Source organism: Streptomyces sp. PL-25, from assembly GCF_058344915.1.
In genome coordinates this window covers 5,468,341-5,490,913 of record NZ_CP136997.1, presented here as the reverse complement: position 1 = coordinate 5,490,913, position 22,573 = coordinate 5,468,341, and the positions used below count along the sequence as shown (strand labels likewise).

At 72.8% G+C, this 22,573-nt stretch carries 15 protein-coding genes; 2 read left to right on the top strand and 13 right to left on the bottom strand.

Annotated features, from left to right (window positions below):
- Nucleotides 1-58: 58 nt before the first annotated feature.
- From R4Z62_RS24830 to R4Z62_RS24805, 6 genes are all read right to left on the bottom strand, one after another.
- Nucleotides 59-1,351, bottom strand: a complete 1,293-nt coding sequence (locus R4Z62_RS24830; RefSeq protein ID WP_382852595.1) for a M50 family metallopeptidase — start codon at nucleotides 1,349-1,351, stop codon at nucleotides 59-61.
- 8 nt (nucleotides 1,352-1,359) lie between these two features.
- Nucleotides 1,360-2,619, bottom strand: a complete 1,260-nt coding sequence (gene dxr, locus R4Z62_RS24825) for a 1-deoxy-D-xylulose-5-phosphate reductoisomerase (RefSeq protein ID WP_491520915.1) — start codon at nucleotides 2,617-2,619, stop codon at nucleotides 1,360-1,362.
- A 148-nt stretch (nucleotides 2,620-2,767) separates the two neighbouring features.
- Nucleotides 2,768-4,708, bottom strand: a complete 1,941-nt coding sequence (locus tag R4Z62_RS24820) for an acyl-CoA dehydrogenase family protein (protein WP_491520914.1) — start codon at nucleotides 4,706-4,708, stop codon at nucleotides 2,768-2,770.
- A 307-nt stretch (nucleotides 4,709-5,015) separates the two neighbouring features.
- On the bottom strand, nucleotides 5,016-6,461 hold the full coding sequence (locus R4Z62_RS24815) for an aldehyde dehydrogenase family protein (RefSeq protein ID WP_491520913.1): 1,446 nt from the start codon (nucleotides 6,459-6,461) through the stop codon (nucleotides 5,016-5,018).
- A gap of 668 nt (nucleotides 6,462-7,129) precedes the next feature.
- A complete protein-coding gene (locus R4Z62_RS24810; RefSeq protein WP_491520912.1) occupies nucleotides 7,130-8,797 on the bottom strand; it encodes a PucR family transcriptional regulator in 1,668 nt (555 codons plus the stop codon).
- Between the two features lie 122 nt (nucleotides 8,798-8,919).
- Entirely contained in the window at nucleotides 8,920-11,508 is a 2,589-nt protein-coding gene (locus R4Z62_RS24805; protein WP_491520911.1) for an ATP/GTP-binding protein, read from the bottom strand.
- A gap of 388 nt (nucleotides 11,509-11,896) precedes the next feature.
- Here R4Z62_RS24805 and gabT point away from each other — a divergent pair, with 388 nt between their 5' ends.
- A complete protein-coding gene (gabT, locus tag R4Z62_RS24800) occupies nucleotides 11,897-13,231 on the top strand; it encodes a 4-aminobutyrate--2-oxoglutarate transaminase (RefSeq protein WP_064535526.1) in 1,335 nt (444 codons plus the stop codon).
- A gap of 421 nt (nucleotides 13,232-13,652) precedes the next feature.
- Complete coding sequence (locus R4Z62_RS24795) at nucleotides 13,653-14,285, top strand: phosphatase PAP2 family protein (protein ID WP_491520910.1); 633 nt, start codon at nucleotides 13,653-13,655, stop codon at nucleotides 14,283-14,285.
- Here the strand turns inward: R4Z62_RS24795 and R4Z62_RS24790 are convergent.
- The 7 genes from R4Z62_RS24790 to R4Z62_RS24760 form a co-directional block, all read right to left on the bottom strand.
- Nucleotides 14,239-16,071 carry a chitinase gene (locus R4Z62_RS24790; RefSeq protein ID WP_389473281.1) on the bottom strand — a complete coding sequence of 611 codons (1,833 nt, stop codon included), beginning with the start codon at nucleotides 16,069-16,071 and terminating at the stop codon, nucleotides 14,239-14,241. The genes R4Z62_RS24795 and R4Z62_RS24790 overlap by 47 nt on opposite strands.
- A 175-nt stretch (nucleotides 16,072-16,246) precedes the next feature.
- Nucleotides 16,247-16,702, bottom strand: coding sequence for a bifunctional DNA primase/polymerase (locus R4Z62_RS24785; protein ID WP_491520909.1), 456 nt, complete (start codon nucleotides 16,700-16,702; stop codon nucleotides 16,247-16,249).
- 145 nt (nucleotides 16,703-16,847) lie between these two features.
- Nucleotides 16,848-18,266, bottom strand: a complete 1,419-nt coding sequence (locus tag R4Z62_RS24780; RefSeq protein WP_491520908.1) for an NAD(P)/FAD-dependent oxidoreductase — start codon at nucleotides 18,264-18,266, stop codon at nucleotides 16,848-16,850.
- A 107-nt stretch (nucleotides 18,267-18,373) separates the two neighbouring features.
- A complete protein-coding gene (locus R4Z62_RS24775) occupies nucleotides 18,374-19,174 on the bottom strand; it encodes an ABC transporter permease (RefSeq protein WP_064535522.1) in 801 nt (266 codons plus the stop codon).
- The gene (locus R4Z62_RS24770) at nucleotides 19,175-20,104 is read right to left on the bottom strand and encodes an ABC transporter permease (RefSeq protein ID WP_064535521.1); all 930 of its coding nucleotides are present in this window, start codon (nucleotides 20,102-20,104) and stop codon (nucleotides 19,175-19,177) included. It lies immediately after the preceding gene.
- Nucleotides 20,104-21,270, bottom strand: coding sequence for an ABC transporter ATP-binding protein (locus R4Z62_RS24765; protein ID WP_382849171.1), 1,167 nt, complete (start codon nucleotides 21,268-21,270; stop codon nucleotides 20,104-20,106). Before R4Z62_RS24765 ends, R4Z62_RS24770 begins: the two co-directional genes overlap by 1 nt.
- A 5-nt stretch (nucleotides 21,271-21,275) precedes the next feature.
- Nucleotides 21,276-22,523: a polyamine ABC transporter substrate-binding protein gene (locus R4Z62_RS24760; RefSeq protein ID WP_064535519.1), complete on the bottom strand. Its 1,248-nt coding sequence runs from the start codon at nucleotides 22,521-22,523 to the stop codon at nucleotides 21,276-21,278.
- Between the last annotated feature and the right edge of the window lie 50 nt (nucleotides 22,524-22,573).

Below are 22,573 nucleotides of genomic sequence, written 5' to 3'. Positions count from 1 at the left end.
CACTCGATGGAAGGCGGCCGGACAGGGTGCCTGCCCGGCCGCCGCGAACAGCGGGTGCCTAGGTGATTTTGACGGGGTTAACGACGTCGGCGATCAGCACCAGGATCGTGAAGCAGATGAAGACGCTGGCCACCACGTAGGCGACCGGCATCAGCTTCGCCACGTCGAACGGGCCCGGGTCCGGGCGGCGCAGCACCTTGGCGAGGTTGCGGCGCAGCGACTCCCACAGGGCACCGGCGATATGGCCGCCGTCCAGCGGGAGCAGCGGGAGCATGTTGAAGAGGAACAGGGAGAGGTTGAAGCCGGCGACCAGCATCATGGCCATGGCCAGCTGCTGGGTGGGCGGGATGTCGAGGGTGAAGATGTCGCCGCCGACGCGGGCCGCGCCGACCACGCCCATCGGGGAGTCGGGCTGGCGGGGGGCGCCGTCGAAGGCCGCGTCCCACAGCGCGGGGATCTTGCCGGGCAGGCTCGCGATGGAGTCGACGGCCTCGCCGAGCCGGTCGCCCATCCAGGTCACGGACTCGCCGAAGTCCTGGCGGACGACGCCGGTGGCGGCGCTGAAGCCGAGGAAGCCCGCGGTGACGTACTTGCCCTGGACGATCTGGCCGTGGGAGTCCTTCTCGGCGACCTGGTTGCTGGCGATCTTCGCGTGCAGGGTGAGGTCCCGGCCGTCGCGGTGGACGACGATCGGCACGTCCTTGCCGGGGGTGGCGCGGATCAGGTCGGAGAGCCGGTCCCAGTCGTCGGTCTTCACGCCGTCGAAGGAGACGATCCGGTCACCGGCCTTCAGGCCCGCCGCCGCGGCCGGCGAGGGGGCGTCGGCCTTGGTGCAGGTGTCGCGGTTCTCGCTCTGCGCGATGACGCACTGCGAGACCGAGCTGACGGCGGTGGTCTGCTGCGAGATGCCGAAGCCCATCAGCACGACGAGGAACAGCGCGACCGCCAGGACGAGGTTCATGAAGGGGCCGGCGAACATGACGATGACCCGCTTCCACGGGGCGCGCGTGTAGAACATGCGCTTCTCGTCGCCGGGCTGAAGCTCCTCGAAGGCGGCCGAGCGGGCGTCCTCGATCATGCCGCGCCAGGGCGAGGTCGAGCGGGCGGTGACCCGGCCGTCGTCGCCCGGCGGGAACATGCCGATCATGCGGATGTAGCCGCCGAACGGGATGGCCTTGATGCCGTACTCCGTCTCGCCCTTCTTGCGCGAGAAGATCGTCGGTCCGAAGCCGACCATGTACTGCGGCACCCGGATGCCGAAGAGCTTGGCCGTGGACAGATGCCCCAGCTCGTGCCACGCGATGGAGACCAGCAGGCCGATCACGAAGACGACTATGCCGAGGATCATCATCAGGGACGTCATGCACGCGCCTCCGCGGTCGCCGATTGCGCTGTCAGTTCCCGGGCGCGGGAGCGGGCCCAGGTCTCCGCTTCGAGGACGTCCGGCACGGTCAGAGTAGTTCCCGTGGCGGGGGTGCCGTGTTCCTCGACCACCTGTGTCACGGTCTCCATGATCCCGTTGAACGGCAGCGCGCCGCGCAGGAACGCGTCGACGCACTCCTCGTTGGCCGCATTGAACACGGCCGGGGCGGTGCCCGCGAGCCGGCCGACGTGCCGGGCGAGGCCGACCGAGGGGAAGGCTTCGGTGTCGAGCGGGAAGAACTCCCAGGTGGAAGCCTTGCTCCAGTCGAAGGCGGGCGCCGCGTCGGGCACCCGTTCGGGCCAGCCGAGGCCGATGGCGATGGGCCCGCGCATGTCGGGGGGCGTCGCCTGGGCGAGCGTGGAGCCGTCGGTGAACTCGACCATCGAGTGGACGTACGACTGCGGGTGCACGACGACCTCGATGTGTTCGAAGGGGATGTCGTACAGCAGATGGGCCTCGATGACCTCCAGACCCTTGTTGACGAGGGTGGCGGAGTTCACCGTGATCACCGGGCCCATCGCCCAGGTGGGGTGGGCGAGGGCGTCCTCGACGGTGACGTGGGCCAGGTCCTCCTTGGTGCGGCCGCGGAAGGGGCCGCCGGACGCGGTGACCACGAGCTTGCGCACCTCGGCCCTGGTGCCGGCCCCGAGGGCCTGGAAGAGGGCGGCGTGCTCGGAGTCCACCGGGATGATCTGCCCCGGCGCGGCGAGCGCCTTGACCAGCGGGCCGCCGACGATGAGCGACTCCTTGTTGGCGAGCGCGAGGGTGCGGCCCGCCTTCAGGGCGGCGAGGGTCGGGGCGAGGCCGATGGAGCCGGTGATGCCGTTGAGGACCGTGTGGCAGTCGGAGGCGGCGAGCTGGGTGGCCGCGTCGGGCCCGGCGAGGATCTCGGGAAGCGGTTCGCCGCCGCCGTACTGCGCGGCCAGCGCCTCGCGCAGGGCCGGTACGACGTCCTCGCGGGCCACGGTCACGGTCCGCGCCCGCAGCCGGAACGCCTGCTCGGCGAGGAGACCGACCCGGCCGCCGTTGGCGGACAGGGCGGTGACCCGGAAGCGGTCCGGGTGGCGCAGCACGAGGTCGATGGCCTGGGTACCGATGGATCCGGTGGACCCGAGGACGACCACGTCCCTGGGTCCGTCGCCTGCGGGGTCGAAGACGAGATGCGGATCGGCGAGAGGGGCTGGACTGTCGCTCATCCCCCCATTGTGGCCGCAACGGCTCCGGCTCAGGACAGCGCGGTCCCGGACACGGCCGGGGGTGGCGGGGAGACGCCCCCGGCGGGGCGGGAGAGCGCCTCGGTGGGCGGGGGACGCGGGGTGCCGGGGAGGGCGGCGGCCGGTGGGGCTAGTGGATCGGCCGGTGGACGTTCTCCCGTCCGCTGGGGCCGGGTTCCGGCTCCGCGATCCAGGGGCCGTCGTCCGAGGGGTCGACGATGCCCTGCTCCAGCCACTCGTAGACACCGCCGAGGACGCCCCTGACGACCGTGCGGTCGATGTCGTCGGTGTTGGTCCACAGCCGGTCGAAGAGTTCGCCGACGCGGACGCGGGACTGGCGGCAGAAGGCGTCGGCGAGCTGGTACGCCTCACGGCCGTGCTCGCCGCGGGTGCGCAGGAGTTCGGCGCGCACGCAGGCGGCGCTCATCGCGAACAGTTCGGCGCCGATGTCGACGACCCGGCCGAGGAAGCCCTGCCTGCTCTCCATCCGGCCCTGCCAGCGGGACATGGCGTAGAAGGTCGCGCGGGCGAGCTTGCGGGCGTGGCGTTCGACGTAGCGCAGATGGCCGGAGAGGTCGATGTGCCCGCGCGGATGGAACTCGGCGTACGAGCCCGGGAGTTGGCCGGGGCCCGCGACGAGCTTCGGCAGCCACCTGGCGTAGAAGACACCGGCGCGCCCGCCCGCGCGCGCCTTGTCCGGCAGGGATTTGGCGGGGTCGATGAGGTCGCCGGCGACCGCGAGGTGCGCGTCGACGGCCTCGCGTGCGATCAGCAGGTGCATGATCTCGGTGGAGCCCTCGAAGATGCGGTTGATGCGCAGGTCGCGCAGCATCTGCTCGGCGGGGACGGCGCGTTCGCCGCGGGCGGCGAGGGAGTCGGCCGTCTCGAAGCCGCGGCCGCCGCGGATCTGCACCAGTTCGTCGGCCATCCGCCAGGCCATCTCGGAGCCGTAGAGCTTGGCGAGGGCGGCCTCGATGCGGATGTCGTTGCGGTCCTCGTCGGCCATCTGGGAGGACAGTTCGAGGACGGCCTCCAGGGCGAAGGTGGTGGCGGCGATGAAGGAGATCTTGGAGCCGACCGCCTCGTGCAGCGCGACCGGCTTGCCCCACTGCTCGCGCACCCCCGACCACTCGCGGGCGATCTTCAGACACCACTTGCCCGCGCCCACGCACATCGCGGGCAGGGAGAGCCGCCCGGTGTTGAGGGTGGTCAGGGCGATCTTCAGGCCCTGGCCTTCCTCGCCGATGCGGTGCGCGGCCGGGACGCGGACCCGGTGGAAGCGGGTGACGCCGTTCTCGATGCCGCGCAGGCCCATGAACGCGTTGCGGTGCTCGACCGTGACGCCCTCGGCGGCGGCCTCGACGACGAAGGCGGTGATGCCGCCCCGGTGGCCCTCGGACCTCGGCACCCGCGCCATGACGACGAGGAGGTCGGCGACGACCCCGTTGGTCGTCCACAGCTTCACGCCGTCCAGCACGTACGCGTCCCCGTCCGGCACGGCCGTGGTCGCCAGCCGGGCCGGGTCGGAGCCGACGTCCGGCTCGGTGAGGAGGAAGGCGGAGATGTCGGTACGGGCGCAGCGCGGCAGGAAGGCGTCCTTCTGCTCCTGGGTGCCGAAGAGTTTCAGCGGCTGCGGTACGCCGATCGACTGATGCGCGGACAGCAGCGCGCCGAGCGCGGAGCTGGCGGAACCGGCCAGGGCGAGCGCCCGGTTGTAGTACACCTGGGTGAGGCCGAGGCCGCCGTACCTGGTGTCGATCTTCATGCCGAGGGCGCCCAGCTCCTTGAGCCCGGTGACGACCTCGTCGGGGATGCGCGCCTCGCGCTCGATGCGGGCGGAGTCGACCCGGGTCTCGCAGAAGTCGCGGAGCCGGGCCAGGAACGCCTCGCCGCGCCGGACGTCGTCGTCGGCCGGGAGCGGGTGCGGGTGGACGAGGTCGAGCCGCAGGCGGCCGAGGAAGAGTTCCTTGGCGAAGCTGGGCTTGCGCCAGTGCTGCTCCCGGGCGGCCTCCGCCACCTGCCGGGCCTCGCGCTCGCTCACGGTGGGGCTGCTGGTCGCTGGTGCGGTCATGGGGCTCACCTCACCGCGAGGACGGGCCTCGCGAACAGGGATCTCGGGGGCGTTCGCCACCGACCGGTACTCCTGGTTCGTGTGTACCCGATGGCGGGCGGGGCCACCACCTCGTGCGGCTGTTCGCGGGGGTGGGCGTGCGGGCGGCTGATCGCGGGGGCGGGCGGGGTGCCGGGCGTCGTCCCGGTACAGGACGACGACGGCCGGAGCCCCCGCACAGTGGGCTCCGGCCGTCGTCGCCGGTGACCGGCCCGGACGGTGTGACCGGTCCGGCCGGTTCGATCTGTTCGACCGCTCCTGACAGGTCCTAGAGGGCCAGGCCGGTCAGGACGAGGACGCGCTCGTAGGTGTAGTCGTCCATGGCGTAGCGCACGCCCTCGCGGCCGACGCCGGACTGCTTGGCGCCGCCGTAGGGCATCTGGTCGGCGCGGTAGGACGGCACGTCGCCGACGACCACGCCGCCCACCTCCAGGGCGCGGTGGGCGCGGAAGGCGGTCTGCACGTCGTGCGTGAACACACCTGCCTGGAGGCCGTACTTGGAGTCGTTGACCGCGGCGAACGCCTCCGCCTCGCCGTGCACCTTCTGCACGGTCAGGACCGGGCCGAAGACCTCCTCGCGGGCGAGGGTGGTATCGGCGGGCACGTCGGTGAGCACGGTCGGCGCGTAGGAGGCGCCGTCGCGCTTGCCGCCGGTGAGCACGGTGGCGCCGGCGTCGGCGGCCTCCCGCACCCAGGACTCCACGCGGCGCGCGGCGTCCTCGCTGACCAGCGGGCCGACGTCCGTCTTCGGGTCGGACGGGTCGCCGGTGACCTGGGCCTCGACGGCGGCGACGACCCGCGGCAGCAGCCGGTCGTAGACGGCGGCGTCGGCGATCACGCGCTGCACCGAGATGCAGGACTGGCCGCCCTGGTAGTTGGAGAAGGTGGCGATGCGGGTCGCCGCCCAGTCCAGGTCCTCGTCGCTCGCCCAGTCGGCGAGGACGACGGCCGCGCCGTTGCCGCCCAGCTCCAGGGTGCAGTGCTTGCGCGGCACCGAGTCCATGATCGCGTAGCCGACCTTCTCGGAGCCGGTGAAGGAGATGACCGGCAGCCGCTCGTCCTGGACCAGGGCGGGCATCCGGTCGTTGGAGACCGGCAGGACCGACCAGGAACCGGCGGGCAGCTCGGTCTCGGCCAGCAGCTCACCGAGGATCAGACCGGACAGCGGGGTGGCCGGGGCCGGCTTGAGGATGATCGGGACACCGGCGGCGATCGCGGGGGCGACCTTGTGGGCGCACAGGTTCAGCGGGAAGTTGAATGGCGCGATGCCGAGGACGACACCCTTGGGGAAGCGGCGGGTGAGCGCGAGGCGGCCCTGACCGCCGCCGTCGGTGTCCAGGCGCTGGGCCTCCCCGCCGTTGAACCGGCGGGCCTCCTCCGCGGCGAACCGGAACACCGACACCGCACGCCCGACCTCGCCGCGCGCCCACTTGACCGGCTTGCCGTTCTCGGCGGAGATCAGCTGCGCGATCTCCTCGGTGCGCTCGGTCAGCCGCTTGCCGACATGGTCGAGCGCGGCGGCGCGTACGTGGGCCGGGGTGCCGGCGAACTCCTCCAGCACGGCGTGCGCGGCGGCCACGGCCTCCTCGACCTGGGCGTCGGTCGGCACGCTGACCTGCCCGACGGTCCGGCCGTCCCACGGGGAGGTGACGTCGAAGGTGTCCTCGCCGGTGGCCTGGCGGCCGGCGAGCCAGAAGGCGGTGGTGGATGTCATTGAACGAATCCCGGCCCTTCCGCGTAGGAGGTGAGTGGTGATGACTGCTTGCGACGACAACGGTAGGGCGGCACCGGCCCGGCGGCGCTTGTCCGGGGTGGAGCAGTGCGCGCGGGGCGTACGCCGGTTTGGCGCAGGTGGTGGGGTGGTGGGAGGTGGCGTGGGCTGGGGGATGGTGGTGAGTCTGGGGGTGCGGGCTTGGGGCGGTGACGGGTGCGGGATGCGGGGCTCGGGAGCGGGCGCCGGGCGCGGGGTGCCGGGAGGGGCAGGGCGGGTGCCGGGTCGAGGGCCGGCGCTCGGCGTCGGGCGCCGGGGACGGGGCGGGGTCCTCGGACGGATGCCGCAGCGCGGGCAGGCGCCACGGGCAGGCAGGCGCACCGGCGCCGACGAGGTGGCCGGGATTCGGGGCTCAGGCGTCGCGCCGAGGCCGGGACGGAGCCTCGGGACGGACGCTGCGCCATGGGCAGGCGCCGCTCCCAGGCTCGTACGCCCGCCCGGAAGGCGGACCGGGGCTCGGCGCCGGCCCCGGGGCGGGGTCTTCGAGGAGCGGCACCGAGCCGTGGGCGAGTGACGGGCTCAGGGGCCCGCGCCCGGCTCAGGTGGCGTCGAGGGCCCGGAACAGTGGCCTCCGGGCAGGTGCCGCGCCCAGGCACATACGCCCAGCGGGGCTATTCCGGGGCTGTTGCCTTGAGGGCGAGCCAGAGTTCCATGCGGACGTCCGGGTCGTCCAGGGAGCGGCCGAGGATCTCCTCGACGCGGCGCATGCGGTAGCGAAGGGTGTGGCGGTGAACGCCGAGGTCGGCGGCGGCCGCGTCCCACTGGCCGTGCCGGGAGAGCCAGGCGCGCAGGCTGGCCACCAGGTCGCCGCGGCCGGTCGCGTCGTGCTCGTACAGCGCGCGCAGCAGCCCGTCCGCGAACGCCCGTACCGCGTCGTCGGCGAGCAGCGGCAGCACGGAGCCCGAGGCCAGTTGCTCGTGCTCGACCAGGACCCGGCCGCGCCGCCGCGCCACGGACAGTGCCTGCTCGGCCTGTTTGAAGGCGGCGGCAGCGGCGATCGGTCCGGCCGGGGCGGACAGGCCCACGACCGGTTCGGCCGCCCCGCCGGCCGGCTGCTCGGGGACCGCGGCGGCCCGCGCCGCCTCCAGCACGCCCGCGTACTCCCCGCAGGCGGTGACGGCCGCGCCGCCGTCGGCGGCCAGCACCACCAGCCGCTCCCCGTCGGGCACCACGAGCACCGCCTCGCCGGAGCGCGCGGCGGCGGCCTCCACCACCTCGGCGAGGGCCGCGAGCGAGTCGCCGCCGGTGCCCAGGGCGGTGGGCACGGCGGCCGGGGCGGCCTTGGCGGGCTGCACGCGCGCGTGCGCGTCGGCGTGCGCCCGCGCGGCGGACGCCGACGCCGCCTCGGCGACGATCGCCCGGAACGGCGCGTCCAGCAGATCGCCGTACAGGTCACCGGCGACGGCCCGCGCGTGGTCGGGCTGCCCGGCGAGCAGCATCCGCAGCACGGCCGCGCCGACGCGCTGCTCGGCGGCGTACAGGGAGCGGGAGCGTTCCGTGGTGAGGGTCAGCAGGGCGATGGCGGAGTGCACGGCGTACCGCTCGGCGGTGCCCAGGGTGGCGGCGGTGCCCACGGCGAGGGCGGCGCGCGGGCGGCGTCCGGTGCCCAGGGAGTGCAGTTCCACGCGGTCCTCGGTCTCGGGCACACCGGCCACGGCGGAGGCGGGCGCGGGCCTGTCGCGCAGCCGTTCGACGTCGGCGGTGAGCCGGGCGGCCCGGCGGACCGCCCACTCGGGTGCGGCGGCGACGACGGCGCCCGAGGCGTCGTAGAGCGCCGCCCAGCCGTCGACCTGGGCGGCCAGCGCGGCGAGCAGCCCCTCGGGGCCGGAGCCGAGCGCCTGCCGCGTCAGTTCGCGCTGGGCGGCGAAGCCCGCCGTGACCGCGCGGTACTGGTCGGCGGCGATGGCCGCGGAGACCGCCTTGCTGATCGCGAGGAAGGGCGTGCGCCGGGGCACCTCCAGCAGGGGCAGCCCCTCCTCCGCGGCGGCCGTCACGAGCGCCTCGGGGATCTCCTCGTAGTTCACACCCACGGCGAAGCCGAGCCCGACCACCCCCGCCTGGACGAGCCGCTTCACGTAGCGGCGCATGGCCTCGGGGTTCTCCGCGTCCAGCTTGAGCGCGGTGATCAGCAGCAGCTCGCCGCCCTCCATGTACGGCACGGGGTCGGCCAGCTCGCTGACGTGCGCCCAGCGGACGGGCACGTCCAGGCCGTCCCCGCCCGCGCGCACGGTCAGCTTGAGCGCGGAGTGGTGGACGAGCGAGGCGAGCGTGGGAGGCATGGGACGACCTTCAGGTCTGCGGAGATCCGGTGAGCGGAACGGCCCAGGGGCCGTCGCCCATGACCTTTTGGCCGCCGCGTATGAACGGCCACTGTCGATTCTGCCTCACCGTACGAGCCGCGTCAGCCGCGCAGGTCCACCAGGAGCGGCGGCGCGTGCTCGCCGGACACCCCGGTCAGCGACAGCACCGCGTGGCCCGGCGGCACCTCGTGGGCCAGCTGCGAGGCGGACCAGCGTTCCCGCTCGACCTGCTTGGTGGTGACCGCGTCGGTGGTCACCGCCCGCCCGGTGACCAGCTTGCGCAGGGCGTGGATGGCCCGGGTCATCGGCTGGTCGGCGAAGACGGTGTGCTTGGCGACCTCCTTCGTCTCCACCCACTCGGTGCCCCAGGCGTGCGCGAACCGGCTGCCGTCCCAGGTGGTGACCCCGGACAGCGCCATCCGGCAGCCCACCGCGCCCAGCAGCGGCCCGTGCAGGGCCTCGGGCACGTCCGCGACCGAGCGGAGCGCGAGGACGACCCCGGCGTTCTGCGAGCGCAGCCTGCCGATGCGGCGCACCGACTCGGGGGTCACGGCGCCGGTCGCGTCGTCGAGGACCAGGCAGGCGAAGTGGGGGCGCCGGGTGTCCCGTACGAGCGCGTGGAACTGGGCCAGGACCAGTCGGGTGATGATCCGGGACGCCTCCTCGTGCCCGCGTTCGGGCAGGTCGATGCGGACCCGCAGCGGATGGTGGGCGACGGCGCGCAGCGAGAACGGCCGGGCTCCGGCGCCCGTTCCGGTGCCCGCTCCCCCGTGGCCGCCGCCGAAGAAGTCGGCGAAGACCGGCCGGTCGAGCAGGGCGAGCCGGTCGGCGAGGGCCGGGCCCGCGTCCGCCGCGCCGCCCGACTGCCGCATCCGGGCGTCCAGCTCGCGGCGCATCACCGCGTGCCGGTCGTCGGCGGCGAGTCCCGCCCGCAGGGCGGCCAGCGCCCCCGGGTCGCCCTCCAGCAGTTCGCGCAGCACCGGCAGGGAGGGGAAGCGGCCGTGCACCGCGCGGTAGGGGCCGAGGAGCTGGGCGAGCGCGGTGGCGGCGCTCTGGGTGCCCACGGCGGCGACGTCGCCGACCAGGGCCTCGGCGAGGAGGGTGGCGGCCTCGTCGGGGTCGTCGGACTCGGCGTACGGGTCGAGGTCGTGCGCGGAGGCGGGGTCGCCGATCCGGACCACCACGTCGTACGCGCCGTCGCGGCCGAGCGGCGTACCGGCGGCGCAGACGGCGACGACCGCGCACCGGCCGGTCAGTGCCCGCAGCGCCAGCCCCTCGGTGAGCGGCTCGACGACGTGCCGGGTCTTGCCGGAGCCGGACGGTCCCACGAGCAGCAGGGAGGTGGCGAGCTGCTCGGCTCCGACGGCGGCGCCGGCTCCGTGGTAGGCGCGCGGGGTCCGCTCCCCGGGCACCCACCGGCCGAGCCGCACCTGTCCCGTGAGCAGGTCGTGGGCGGCGGCGCGGCCCGGCAGGTCGCGCGCGCCGGACGGGTGGGTCCAGGCGGCGGCCCCCTGCCGCAGCACGGTGTCGGTGAAGGCCGCGAGCCCCGCTTCGCGCCGCGCCTCGGCCCAGGCCCTCTCCACCCGGGCGCAGTCGACGTCGTTCATCCGGTCCGCGGCCACCTCGGCGGTGAGCAGCTCGGCGGCCTGGTACTGGCCCGCGTGGCGCAGTTCGGGCCACTGCGAGCGGGGCAGGTCGGCGGGCGGCGGGGCGGTGGGGTCGGCCGCGGCGCGCCGGCGCGCGAGGAGTTCCCGGCCGTACGCCGGCCAGCCGCCGAGGCGGGCGAAGGGCCAGAGGACGAGCAGGGTGATGAGTACGTTCAGCCCGTCCTTGACGACGTCGTGGGTGAACAGTTCGTAGCCGCCGGAGACCAGGGCGACGAGCGAGATCACCGGGTCGACGACCGGCACCCGGTCCCAGCCGACCAGCGGGAAGGCGCCCGGGAAGACCAGGCTCAGCGCGCCGAGCGCGCCCACCGCGGCGTACAGGGCACGCACGGGCTGCGGGCGGCGGCCGATGTAGTGCCGCGCCACCTCGGGCCAGCCGCCGAGCCGGGCCACGGCGTAGACGAGGATGCCGAAGAAGAGACCGTCGTACAGGATCCTGGCCTCCTGCCCCTGCCACCCCTTCGGGGAGACCGTGCCCCCCCACCACCAGTCTTCGGGTGTGAAGAGCTTCAGCGGCGCCGACTCATAGGGCACCGCGCCCTGCCGCCACAGCGACCACACGAGCAGGGCCACGACCAGCGGGATCAGCAGTCCCACGGCGGTGATCGCGGGGAGCCGGCCCCCGGCGGGCTCGCTGCCCTTGGGCGGCCGGTGTCCGAACCGCCAGATGCCGGGCGCGGCGGCGGGCCGGGGGGTGTCGAGCCAGGCGGCGACCGCGGAGCGGGGGCCGGTACCGGGCGCCGCCGCCGCACCCGACACACCGCCCGTAACCGCCGCACCCGGCGCGTACGCCCCTTGCGCGCCCGGCCCCGCCTGCGCGCCCGACCCTGCCTGCGCGCCCGGCCTCGCCTGCGCGCCCGGCGCCGCCGGTGGGCGGGGCGGCATCGGCGGCGCCTGCCGGGGCATGGCCGGGCGCGGTACCGCGCCGGGATGCCGCTGGGGTGCCGGGGCGCCCGGCCCGGGTACCGGGTCCGACCGCTTCGGATGCGTGCCCCGCGCGTCCTGCGTCCCGCCGTCGTCCATCGCCGTCGCTCCCCGACCAGCCGTTCCGTGTGCCGTCACATCAGCGAGTCAATCTAACCCCCGGACAAGGGAGTTCACCGTCCGCACGGCGCGACGCGCGCATCCGGCGCCGACGCCCGCCCCGGCGCCCGCGCCGACACCCTCGCCGGACCCTTTCCCTCCCCGCCCCCTCCTCTATGTCCACCACGGACAACCGCGACCGCCGACAACGCCCACATGGAGCATGCCCGCCCCTCTTCTGCCGTCTTAACCTGCGAGAAAAGAGGGAAAGGCGTCCACGGAACGCCACCCTCGACCAAGCCCGAAGCACAGCACCGAAGCAGAGCTTCAAGCAGAGCTTCGAGCACAGCCCAAGCCCCCAACGCATGATCTCTTCAGGGAGCCCTCTATGACCGCACTTGAGCAGGAGCGCCGCGTCGTCACCGCCATCCCCGGCCCGAAGTCGCAGGAGCTGCAGGCCCGCCGTACCGCCGCGGTCGCGCAGGGCGTGGGCTCCACGCTGCCGGTCTTCGTCACGCGCGCCGGCGGCGGCATCATCGAGGACGTCGACGGCAACCGCATCATCGACTTCGGCTCCGGTATCGCCGTGACCAGCGTCGGCGCCTCCGCCGAGGCCGTCGTACGCCGGGCCTCCGCGCAGCTCGCCGACTTCACCCACACCTGTTTCATGGTCACGCCGTACGAGAGCTACGTGGCCGTGGCCGAGGCGCTGGCCGAGCTGACGCCGGGCGACCACGCGAAGAAGTCGGCCCTGTTCAACAGCGGCGCCGAGGCCGTCGAGAACGCGGTGAAGATCGCCCGCGCCTACACCAGGCGCCAGGCGGTCGTCGTGTTCGACCACGGCTACCACGGCCGGACCAACCTGACCATGGCGCTGACCGCGAAGAACATGCCGTACAAGCACGGCTTCGGTCCCTTCGCGCCCGAGGTCTACCGCGTCCCGGTCGCCTACGGCTACCGCTGGCCGACCGGCCCGGAGAACGCGGGCCCGGAGGCCGCCGCGCAGGCCATCGACCAGATCAGCAAGCAGGTCGGCGCGGACAACGTGGCCGCCATCATCATCGAGCCGGTGCTCGGTGAGGGCGGCTTCATCGAGCCGGCCAAGGGCTTCCTCCCGGCGATCCGCGAGTTCGCCGCCGCCAACGGCATCGTGTTCGTCGCGGACGAGATCCAGTCCGGCTTCTGCCGCACCGGCCAGTGGTTCGCGTGCGAGGACGAGGGCATCGTGCCGGACCTGATCACGACCGCGAAGGGCATCGCGGGCGGCCTTCCGCTGGCCGCCGTCACCGGCCGCGCCGAGATCATGGACGCCGCGCACGCGGGAGGCCTGGGGGGCACCTACGGCGGCAACCCGGTGGCCTGCGCCGGTGCGCTCGGCGCGATCGAGACGATGAAGGAGCTGGACCTCAACGCGCGCGCGCAGCGCATCGAGGAGGTCATGAAGGCCCGGCTCGGCGCGATGCAGGAGAAGTTCGACGTGATCGGCGACGTCCGTGGCCGCGGCGCCATGATCGCCGTCGAGCTGGTCAAGGACCGCGCCACCAAGGAGCCCGCGGCGGAGGTGGCCGCGGCCGTCGCCAAGGCCTGCCACGCCGAGGGCCTGCTGGTCCTGACCTGTGGCACCTACGGCAACGTGCTGCGCTTCCTGCCCCCGCTGGTGATCGGCGAGGACCTGCTGAACGAGGGCCTCGACATCATCGAGCAGGCGTTCGCGCGCATCTGAGCGGCGCATCCGCACAGGTGGGACGGCGGGCGGCAGACCGTGTGAAGAAGGTGTGCGAGGTGGATGGCAGCTCACCGATCCGGCTGTCCCCGGTCCCCGCGCTGCCGTAGGTTCTCTTCCAGATGAGAGATACACCCCGCCCACAGGGGACTGTGGGCGACATCAGGCCGTAGCCTCCCCAGCTTCGACCTGGTCCGTGCCTCGCGCACACCACCGGGGCCCTCGGGCTCCGGGTCTCCTCACCGGTCGGACGGTCGCTCGCCCCAAACCCCCCGGGGCGCGCGACGTTCCGGTCGGACGGCCGCACTCGCATGGACGGCCGTCTTCGAAGGGCCGACGCGGAACCCCCCCTCCGCGCCGGCCCTTCGGCATGTCACGGGTCTGGGAGGCTGTCCCCGTGAGTACGGGTCGAGGGGATCGAGTGAGTCGGACGGCCGGAGTTCCGGTCGCCTGGTGCACGGTGTTCGCGGTGTTCGCGGTGATCACCTGGCAGGTCGTGGCGCACGGCCCCCTGCTGCGGGTGGACCGGTGGGCCAGCCGGGGGCTGGTGCACCCGGACCGGGCCTCGGAGCTGCTCTCGGACCTCGGGAACGTGCAGGTGGCGGTGCCGGTGCTGCTGGTGGTCGCCGGGTACGCGGCGTGGCGGGGGCGCGCCGCCGGGCTGGGGCGCTGGTGGTGGGCGCCGCTGCTGGCGCTGCTGGTGCTGGCCGCGGTCCCGGCGCTGCTGGTGCCGCTCAAGGAGTGGACCGCGCGGCCGGGCACCCCCGCCGTGCCGCCGGGGACGGGGTACTTCCCCTCGGGGCACACGGCGACGGCGGTCGTCGCCTACGGGGGTGCGGTGGTGGTGCTGCGGCCGTGGCTGCGGACCGCGCGGGCCCGGCGACTGGCGGTCGCCGGGGGCGTCGTGCTGGTGCTCGCCGTCTCCTACGGACTGGTCAGGCGCGGCTACCACTGGCCGCTGGACGTGGTCGCCGCCTGGTGCCTGGGGACGGTGCTGCTGGCGGTGCTCAGCCGAAGTACGCGTCGAAGTTCTTCTGGAACTGATAGCCGTTGAAGCGGTCCCAGTTGATCGACCAGGTCATCAGGCCGCGCAGGGCGGGCCAGGTGCCGTGGGTGGCGTAGGAGCCGCAGTTGGTCTTCTTGGTCAGGCAGTCGAGGGTCTTGGTGACCTCGGCGGGGGCGACGTAGCCGTTGCCCGCCTGGGTGGAGGCCGGCATGCCGATGCCGATCTGGTCGGGGCGCAGCGCCGGGAACATGTTGCCGGTGTCGCCGGCGACCGGGAAGCCGGTGAGCAGCATGTCGGTCATGGCGATGTGGAAGTCGGCGCCGCCCATGGAGTGGTACTGGTTGTCCAGGCCCATGATGGAGCCGGAGTTGTAGTCCTGAACGTGCAGCAGGGTCAGGTCGTTGCGCAGGGCGTAGATCACCGGGAGGTAGGCGCCGCAGCGCGGGTCCTGGCCGCCCCACTTGCCGGTGCCGTAGTACTGGTAGCCCATCTGCACGAAGAAGGTCTCCGGGGCCATGGTGAGGACGAACTTGGCGCCGTACTTGGCCTTCAGGGTCTTCACCGCGGAGATCAGGTTGACGATGACCGGCGTCGTCGGGTTCTTGAAGTCGGTGTCACCCGTGTTCAGGGACAGGGAGTGGCCCTCGAAGTCGATGTCGAGGCCGTCGAGGCCGTACTCGTCGATGATCTTCGAGACGGAGGAGACGAAGGTGTCCCGGGCGGCGGCGGTGGTCAGCTGGACCTGGCCGTTCTGGCCGCCGATGGAGATGAGGACCTTCTTGCCGGCGGCCTGCTTGGCCTTGATGGCGGCCTTGAAGTCGGCGTCGCTCTCGACGCCGGGGCACTCGGTGACCGGGCAGCGGTTGAAGCGGATGTCGCCGGAGGTGACCGAGGTGGGTTCGCCGAAGGCCAGGTCGATGATGTCCCAGCTGTCGGGGACGTCGGCCATGCGGGTGTAGCCGGAGCCGTTGGCGAAGCTGGCGTGCAGATAGCCGACGAGGGCGTGGGTGGGCAGGCCGGGGTCGCCGTTGCCGGGGCCGCCCGGGTCGGCGGCGGTGGTCGCGGCGACCGCGGCCGACTTCGTCGACTCGCCCGCGTCGTTCACGGCCGCGACCTGGAAGCTGTACGCGGTGGACGGGTTCAGGCCGGTGACGGTCGCCGTGGTGCCGGTGGCCGTCTGGACCTTGGTGCCGTCGCGGTAGACGGCGTAGCCCGTCGCGCCCGTGGCGGGTGACCAGGACAGGGCCACGCTGGTGGCGGTGACGGCGGTGGTCTTCAGGCCCGCGGGGGTGGCGGGCGGCTGCTGGCCGGGGGTGCCGCCGGGGCCGGTGAGGGAGATGTCGTCGGCGTTGTAGGCGCCGGTGCCGTACCAGCCGTGGGTGTAGATGGTGACCTTGGTGGTGTCGGCGCCGGTGCGGAAGCTCGTGGTGAGCTGCTGCCAGTCGGCGGCGGACTGGGTCCAGGCGTAGGTGTCGGTGGTGCCGGTGCCGCTCGCGCCGAGGTAGACGTAGGAGCCCCGGACGTAACCGGACAGCGTGTACTGGGAGTTCGGCTGGACGGACACCGTCTGGGCGCACTGGGCGTTGTCGCTGCCGGCCGGGGTCGCCTGCAGCGCGGCCGTGCCGCCGTGGACGGGGGTGGCCACCGTCTTGCCGGTGGCCGTACAGGTCCAGCCGTCGAGGCCGGATTCGAAGCCGCCGTTGCGCGCGAGGTCCGCGTCGGCCGCACGGGCGGCCGACGAGAGCGCGGTGACGCCGGGCACGGCCAGGAGGGTGGCCGTGAGTCCGGCGAGCAGCCGGCGCGTCGCTGGTCGGTGTCGTCTGTCGCGTTCCACAAGTGCCTCCGGGCAGGGGGAGTTTGGAGGGTGGAGGAGCGCGCCCAATTTGGTCCAGACCAATTGGGTTGTCAAGACCTCTGACGGCCCGCGGCACTCCGGCGCGCGTGCGCGGGCCCGGCGCGCACCGCTCGCGGCGCCGCGGCGGACCCGGCCGCGCCCGCGCCGCGCCGCCTCACCGGGTGTCGTCCCCCGTCGCCAGATACGCGGCGGCCTCGTGCATCGCCAGCTCCAGCAGCGCCGGGTCGGTGAGGGTGCCCGAGCCGTCCGGCGGGACCAGCCAGCGCAGCGTCCCGGCGGTCCGGCCGGGGTACGGCACGACGATCCAGGTGCCGGCCCCGGCGCTGCGGACGCCGGTGCCGATCCAGCGCGCCGCGGTGCCGGGCGGCACGAGGAAGCCCAGGCGCTGGTCGCCGAAGTCGGCCAGCACCGGGCCGAGCTGGTCGAGCACCCGGCTCAGCACGTCGAGCGTCGGATAGCCGAGTTCACCGGGCAGGAACAGCACGTCCCACGCCTTGCCCGCGGGCAGCAGCGCGACGCCGCGCGGGTTGCGCTCCCACTCCCTGCGGCAGGCCCGGGGGTCCGGTGCGGCCGATGCCAGCCACTCGACCGCCGTCTTCGTCCCGGTCATGGAAAGACCTCCCTCTTCGCCGTGGACGCGGGAAGTCGCGTCCACGAGGGAGAGGGAGGTCCCCATCAGGCATTACGCGGGTTCGGGTCCCTCGTTGGAGTGAACCCGGTCACATTCCCGGAAGGGGGGTCCCGCGGCCGGTGCGTCAGCTGTCGAAGCCGAGGCCCAGCCGGTCCATCGTGCGCAGCCACAGATTGCGGCGGCCGTCGTGGGCGTCCGCGCGCGCCAGCGACCACTTGGTGAGCGCGATACCGGTCCAGGCCAGCGGTTCGGGCGGGAACGGCAGCGGCTTCCTGCGGACCATCTCCAGTTCGGTGCGCTCGGTGCGCTCGCCGGAGAGCAGGTCGAGCATCACCTCGGCGCCGAACCGGGTCGCGCCCACGCCCAGGCCGGTGTACCCGGCCGCGTACGCCACCTTGCCCTGGTGGGCGGTGCCGAAGAACGCCGAGAAGCGCGAGCAGGTGTCGATGGCCCCGCCCCAGGCGTGGGTGAAGCGGACGCCCTCCAGCTGCGGGAAGCAGGTGAAGAAGTGCCCGGCGAGGCGCGCGTAGGTCTCCGGCCGGTCGTCGTACTCGGCGCGCACCCGGCCGCCGTAGGGGTAGACGGCGTCGTAGCCGCCCCACAGGATCCGGTTGTCGGCGGAGAGCCGGAAGTAGTGGAACTGGTTGGCGGAGTCGCCGAGGCCCTGGCGGTTCTTCCAGCCGAGGGGGTCGAGCCGGTCGGCGCTCAGCGGCTCGGTCATCAGGGCGTAGTCGTAGACCGGGACGGTGTACGGGCGCACCCGCCGGACCAGGCTCGGGAACACGTTGGTGCCGAGGGCCACCCGGCGGGCCCGGATCCGGCCGTAGGGGGTGGTGACGCTCATGCCGGCGCCGTAGGGCCTGAGGGTGAGCGCCGGGGTGTGCTCGTGGACGCGGACGCCGAGCCGCAGGCACGCCTGCTTGAGGCCCCAGGCCAGTTTGGCGGGGTGCAGCATGGCGACGCCCCGGCGGTCCCACAGGCCCGCCTCGAAGGTGGGCGAGGCGACCTCGGCGCGCACCGCGTCCCGGTCGAGCAGTTCGATGCCCTCGGCGAGGCCCTTGTCGGTCAGCTCCGCGTGCCAGTCGCGCAGTTCGCGGGCCTGGTACGGCTCGGTGGCCACGTCGATCTCGCCGGTGCGCTCGAACTCGCAGTCGATGCCGTGGCGGGCGATCGTCTCCTCGATGGCGTCGAGGTTGCGCGCGCCCAGCCGCTCCAGCTCGTGGATCTCGTCGGGCCAGCGGGTGAGGCCGTTGGACAGGCCGTGGGTGAGGGAGGCGGCGCAGAAGCCGCCGTTGCGGCCGGAGGCGGCCCAGCCCACCTCGCGGCCCTCCACGAGCACCACGTCGGCGCCGGGGTCGCGCTCCTTGGCGATCAGCGCGGTCCACAGTCCGCTGTAGCCGCCGCCGACGACCAGCAGGTCGCAGGTGGCCGTGCCGGTCAGGGCGGGCTCGGGGCGGGGGCGGCCGGGGTCGTCCAGCCAGTACGGCGCGGGCTGCGCCTCACGGAGCGAATCGGTCCAGCGGGTCATGGCGCTCGGGGCCATGATTTCAACTCCCTACAGAGTCGTTCGGTGGTGCGGGAAAAGCGGGTGGTGCGGTTCTCCCGGGGAATTCAGGAGAGACAGAGAGACAGAGAAACCCCGGGCGGATGTCACGCCTTGCTCCGGGCACGGCGGTTTCCGATGACCATGGAGACCAGCACGAACAGTACGGCGAGGACGAACATGGCCGTGCCGATGACATTGATCTGAACGGGTGTGCCGCGCTGCGCCGAGCCCCAGACGAACATGGGGAAGGTGACGGTGGAGCCCGCGTTGAAATTGGTGATGATGAAATCGTCGAAGGAGAGCGCGAAGGCGAGCAGCGCGCCCGCGGCGATCCCGGGTGCCGCGATGGGCAGGGTGACCCGCCAGAACGTCTGGAACGGACCGGCGTAGAGGTCCTGCGCGGCCTGCTCCAGTCTCGGGTCCATCGACATCACACGGGCCTTGACGGCGGTGACGACGAAGCTGAGGCAGAACATGATGTGGGCGATCAGAATGGTCCAGAAGCCCAGCTGGGCGCCCATGTTGAGGAAGAGGGTGAGCAGCGAGGCGGCCATGACGACCTCGGGCATCGCCATCGGCAGGAAGATCAGCGAGTTGACGGCGCCGCGGGCGCGGAAGCGGTAGCGGACCAGGGCGAAGGCGATCATCGTGCCGAGCGCGGTGGCGCCCAGGGTGGCCCAGACGGCGATCTGGAGGCTGAGCGAGAGCGAGCCGCACATTCCGGCGACGCCGCACGGGTCCTTCCAGGCGTCGGTGGAGAAACGCTGCCATTCGTAGTTGAAGCGGCCCTTGGGTTTGTTGAAGGAGAAGACCGTGACGACGACGTTGGGCAGCAGCAGATAGCCGAGGGTCAGCAGTCCGGCGATGACGACGAGATGGCGCTTGAGCCAGGTGACGAAGGGCATTTAGACGAGATCCTCCGTCCCGGACCTGCGGATGTAGACGGTGACCATGACGAGAATCGCGGCCATGAGGATGAAGGAGAGCGCGGCGGCCGTCGGATAGTCCAGGATCCGCAGGAACTGCGACTGGATGACGTTGCCGACCATCCGGGTGTCGGTCGAGCCGAGCAGGTCGGCGTTGACGTAGTCGCCCGCGGCCGGGATGAAGGTCAGCAGGGTGCCGGAGACCACGCCGGGCATGGAGAGCGGGAAGGTGACCTTGCGGAAGGTGGTGAAGGGCCGCGCGTACAGGTCGCCGGCCGCCTCGTGCAGCCGTCCGTCGATCCGCTCCAGCGAGGTGTACAGCGGCAGGATCATGAACGGCAGGAAGTTGTACGTCAGTCCGCACACCACCGCGAGCGGGGTGGCGAGCACCCGGTCGCCCGAGGTCCAGCCGAGCCAGTTGGTGACGTCCAGGACGTGCAGCGCGTTGAGGGCGCCGACCACCGGGCCGCCGTCGGCGAGGATGGTCTTCCAGGCCAGGGTGCGGATCAGGAAGCTGGTGAAGAACGGCGCGATCACCAGGATCATGATCAGATTGCGCCAGCGGCCCGCGCGGAACGCGATCAGATAGGCCAGCGGATAACCGAGCAGCAGGCACAGGACGGTCGCGGCGGCCGCGTAGAGCACCGAGCGCAGGAACTGCGGCCAGTACTCGGACAGGGCGTCCCAGTAGGTCACGAAGTGCCAGGTGACCTTGTAGCCCTGCTCCAGGGAGCCGGTCTGCACCGAGGTGGACGCCTGGTAGATCATCGGCAGGGCGAAGAAGACGACCAGCCACAGGATGCCGGGCAGCAGCAGCCAGTACGGGGTGAGGCGGCCCCTTCTGCGCGGCGGCTTCGCCTCGGGGGCGGTGGGCGCGAGCGGGGGCGGCGCCTCGGTGACGGCGGTCATCAGGCGGCCTCCTCCTCGACCGGTCCGGCGCCCGCGTCGATGTCCTGGGCGGCGTCGAGACCGAAGGTGTGCGCCGGGTTCCAGTGCAGGACGACCTCGGCGCCGGGGGTCAGGCGCGGGTCGCGGTCGATGTTCTGGGCGTAGACCTCGAAGCCGGAGCAGACCGGGCTGTCGATGACGTACTGCGTGGAGACGCCGATGAAGCTGGAGTCGGCTATGCGGCCGGTGATGCGGTTGCGGCCCTCGGGCACGGCGTCCGCGTCGTCGGCGTGGGTGAGGGAGATCTTCTCCGGGCGGACGCCGGCCAGTACCTTGCCGCCGGGGGCGGCCGGGACCGGGCAGCGCGTGCCGGGCAGGGTGAGCCGCCCGCCGCCGGCCCGGAGGACGATCTCGTCGCCGCTCCTGGAGTCGACCTCGGCCTCGATGAAGTTGGAGGTGCCCAGGAAGTTGGCGACGAACGTGGTGCGCGGGTTCTCGTAGAGGTCGGTGGGCGAGCCGAGCTGTTCGACGCGTCCGGCGTTCATCACGGCGACCGTGTCGGCCATGGTCATGGCCTCCTCCTGGTCGTGGGTGACGTGCACGAAGGTGATGCCGACCTCGGTCTGGATGCGTTTGAGCTCCAACTGCATCTGGCGGCGCAGCTTCAGGTCGAGGGCGCCGAGCGGTTCGTCGAGCAGCAGCACCTTGGGGTGGTTGATCAGCGCGCGGGCCACGGCGACGCGCTGCTGCTGGCCGCCGGAGAGCTGGTGCGGCTTCTTGCGGGCCTGTTCGCCGAGCTGGACCAGGTCGAGCATCTCCTCGACCTGCTTCTTGACGCTCTTGATGCCGCGCCGGCGCAGCCCGAAGGCGACGTTCTCGAAGATGTCCAGGTGCGGGAAGAGGGCGTAGGACTGGAAGACCGTGTTCACCGGGCGTTTGTAGGGCGGCAGATGCGTGACGTCCTGGTCGCCGAGGTGGACGGTGCCCCCGGTGGGCTCCTCCAGGCCGGCGATCATGCGCAGGGTGGTGGTCTTGCCGCAGCCCGAGGCGCCGAGCAGGGCGAAGAAGGAGCCCTGCGGGACAGTCAGGTCGAGCGGCTGCACGGCGGTGAAGGAGCCGTAGCGCTTGCTGATCCGGGTCAGCCGGACGTCCCCGCTGGGGTCCGTCGTCTCTGGTGTCGTCTTCATGGTGGTCACGCCCCTGTGAGCTTCGCGAACTTCTCTTCGTAGGCCGCCTCTTCCTTCTCGCCGAGCGCGCGGAAGGCGTGGGACCTGGCCGCCGTGGCCTTGTCGGGAATGATCAGCGGGTTGTCCGCCGCCGCCTCGTCGATCCTGGCGAGGTAGGGCTTCACGCCGTCGACCGGGGTGACGTAGTTGGCGTAGGCGGCGAGCGCGGCGGCCTGTTCGGGCTCGTAGAAGAAGTCGATCAGGCGCTCGGCGTTGGTCTTGTGGCGGGCCTTGGCGGGGATCAGCATGCAGTCGGTGGAGGTCATGTAGCCGGCCTCGGGGATGAGGTAGCCGACGTCGGGGTTGTCCGCCTTGAGCTGGACGACGTCGCCGCCCCAGGCGAGGCAGGCGGCGAGGTCGCCCTTGGTGAGGTCGGAGGTGTAGTCGTTGCCGGTGAAGCGGCGGATCTGGCCCTTGTCGACGGCCTTCTGGAGGCGGGCGACCGCCGCGTCGTAGTCGTCGGCGGTGACCTTGGCCGGGTCCTTGCCCATGTCCAGCAGCGTCATGCCCATGCTGTCGCGCATCTCTGACAGGAGGCCGACCCGCCCCTTGAGCCCGGCGTTGTCGAGCAGGTCGGAGACCGAGCGGACCTCGATGCCGTCCAGGGCCTTCTTGTTGTAGGCGATGACGGTGGACACGCCCTGCCAGGGGTAGGAGTAGGCGTGCCCCGGGTCCCACTCCGGGCTGCGGAACTGCTCGGCGAGGCGGGCGAAGGCGTGCGGCAGGTTGGCCGGGTCCAGCTTCTGCACCCAGCCCAGGCGGATCACCCGGGCGGCCAGCCAGTCGGTGAGCACGATGATGTCCCGGCCGGTGTCCTGGCCCGCGGCGAGCTGCGGTTTGATCTTGCCGAAGAACTCGTTGTTGTCGTTGATGTCCTCGGTGTACGTGACCTGGATGCCGGTCCGCCGGGTGAACGCCTCCAGCGTCGGATGGTGCTTGCCGCTGTCGTCGACGTCGATGTACTCGGGCCAGTTGGAGAAGTTCACGCTCTTCTCCCGCGCCGAGTGGTCCTCGGTCGCGGTGCCGCCCTGGGTCTTGCCTGCCGCGGGGATCCCGCAGGCGCTCAGCGCCCCGAGTGCGCCGGCCGCGAACACACCGCCCGCGCCGGCGCGCAGCAGCGAACGGCGGCCGAGGACGGCCCCGCCGCCCCGCCGGCCGCGCCCCGCGGGCTCCGGCCGGGCCGGTGTCGGGCGGTCGGGCTCGTACTGCTCCATGCGCGTATGCCCTTTCCGGAGGATCCGGCCCGCTGGCGGGCCGGGGTTCG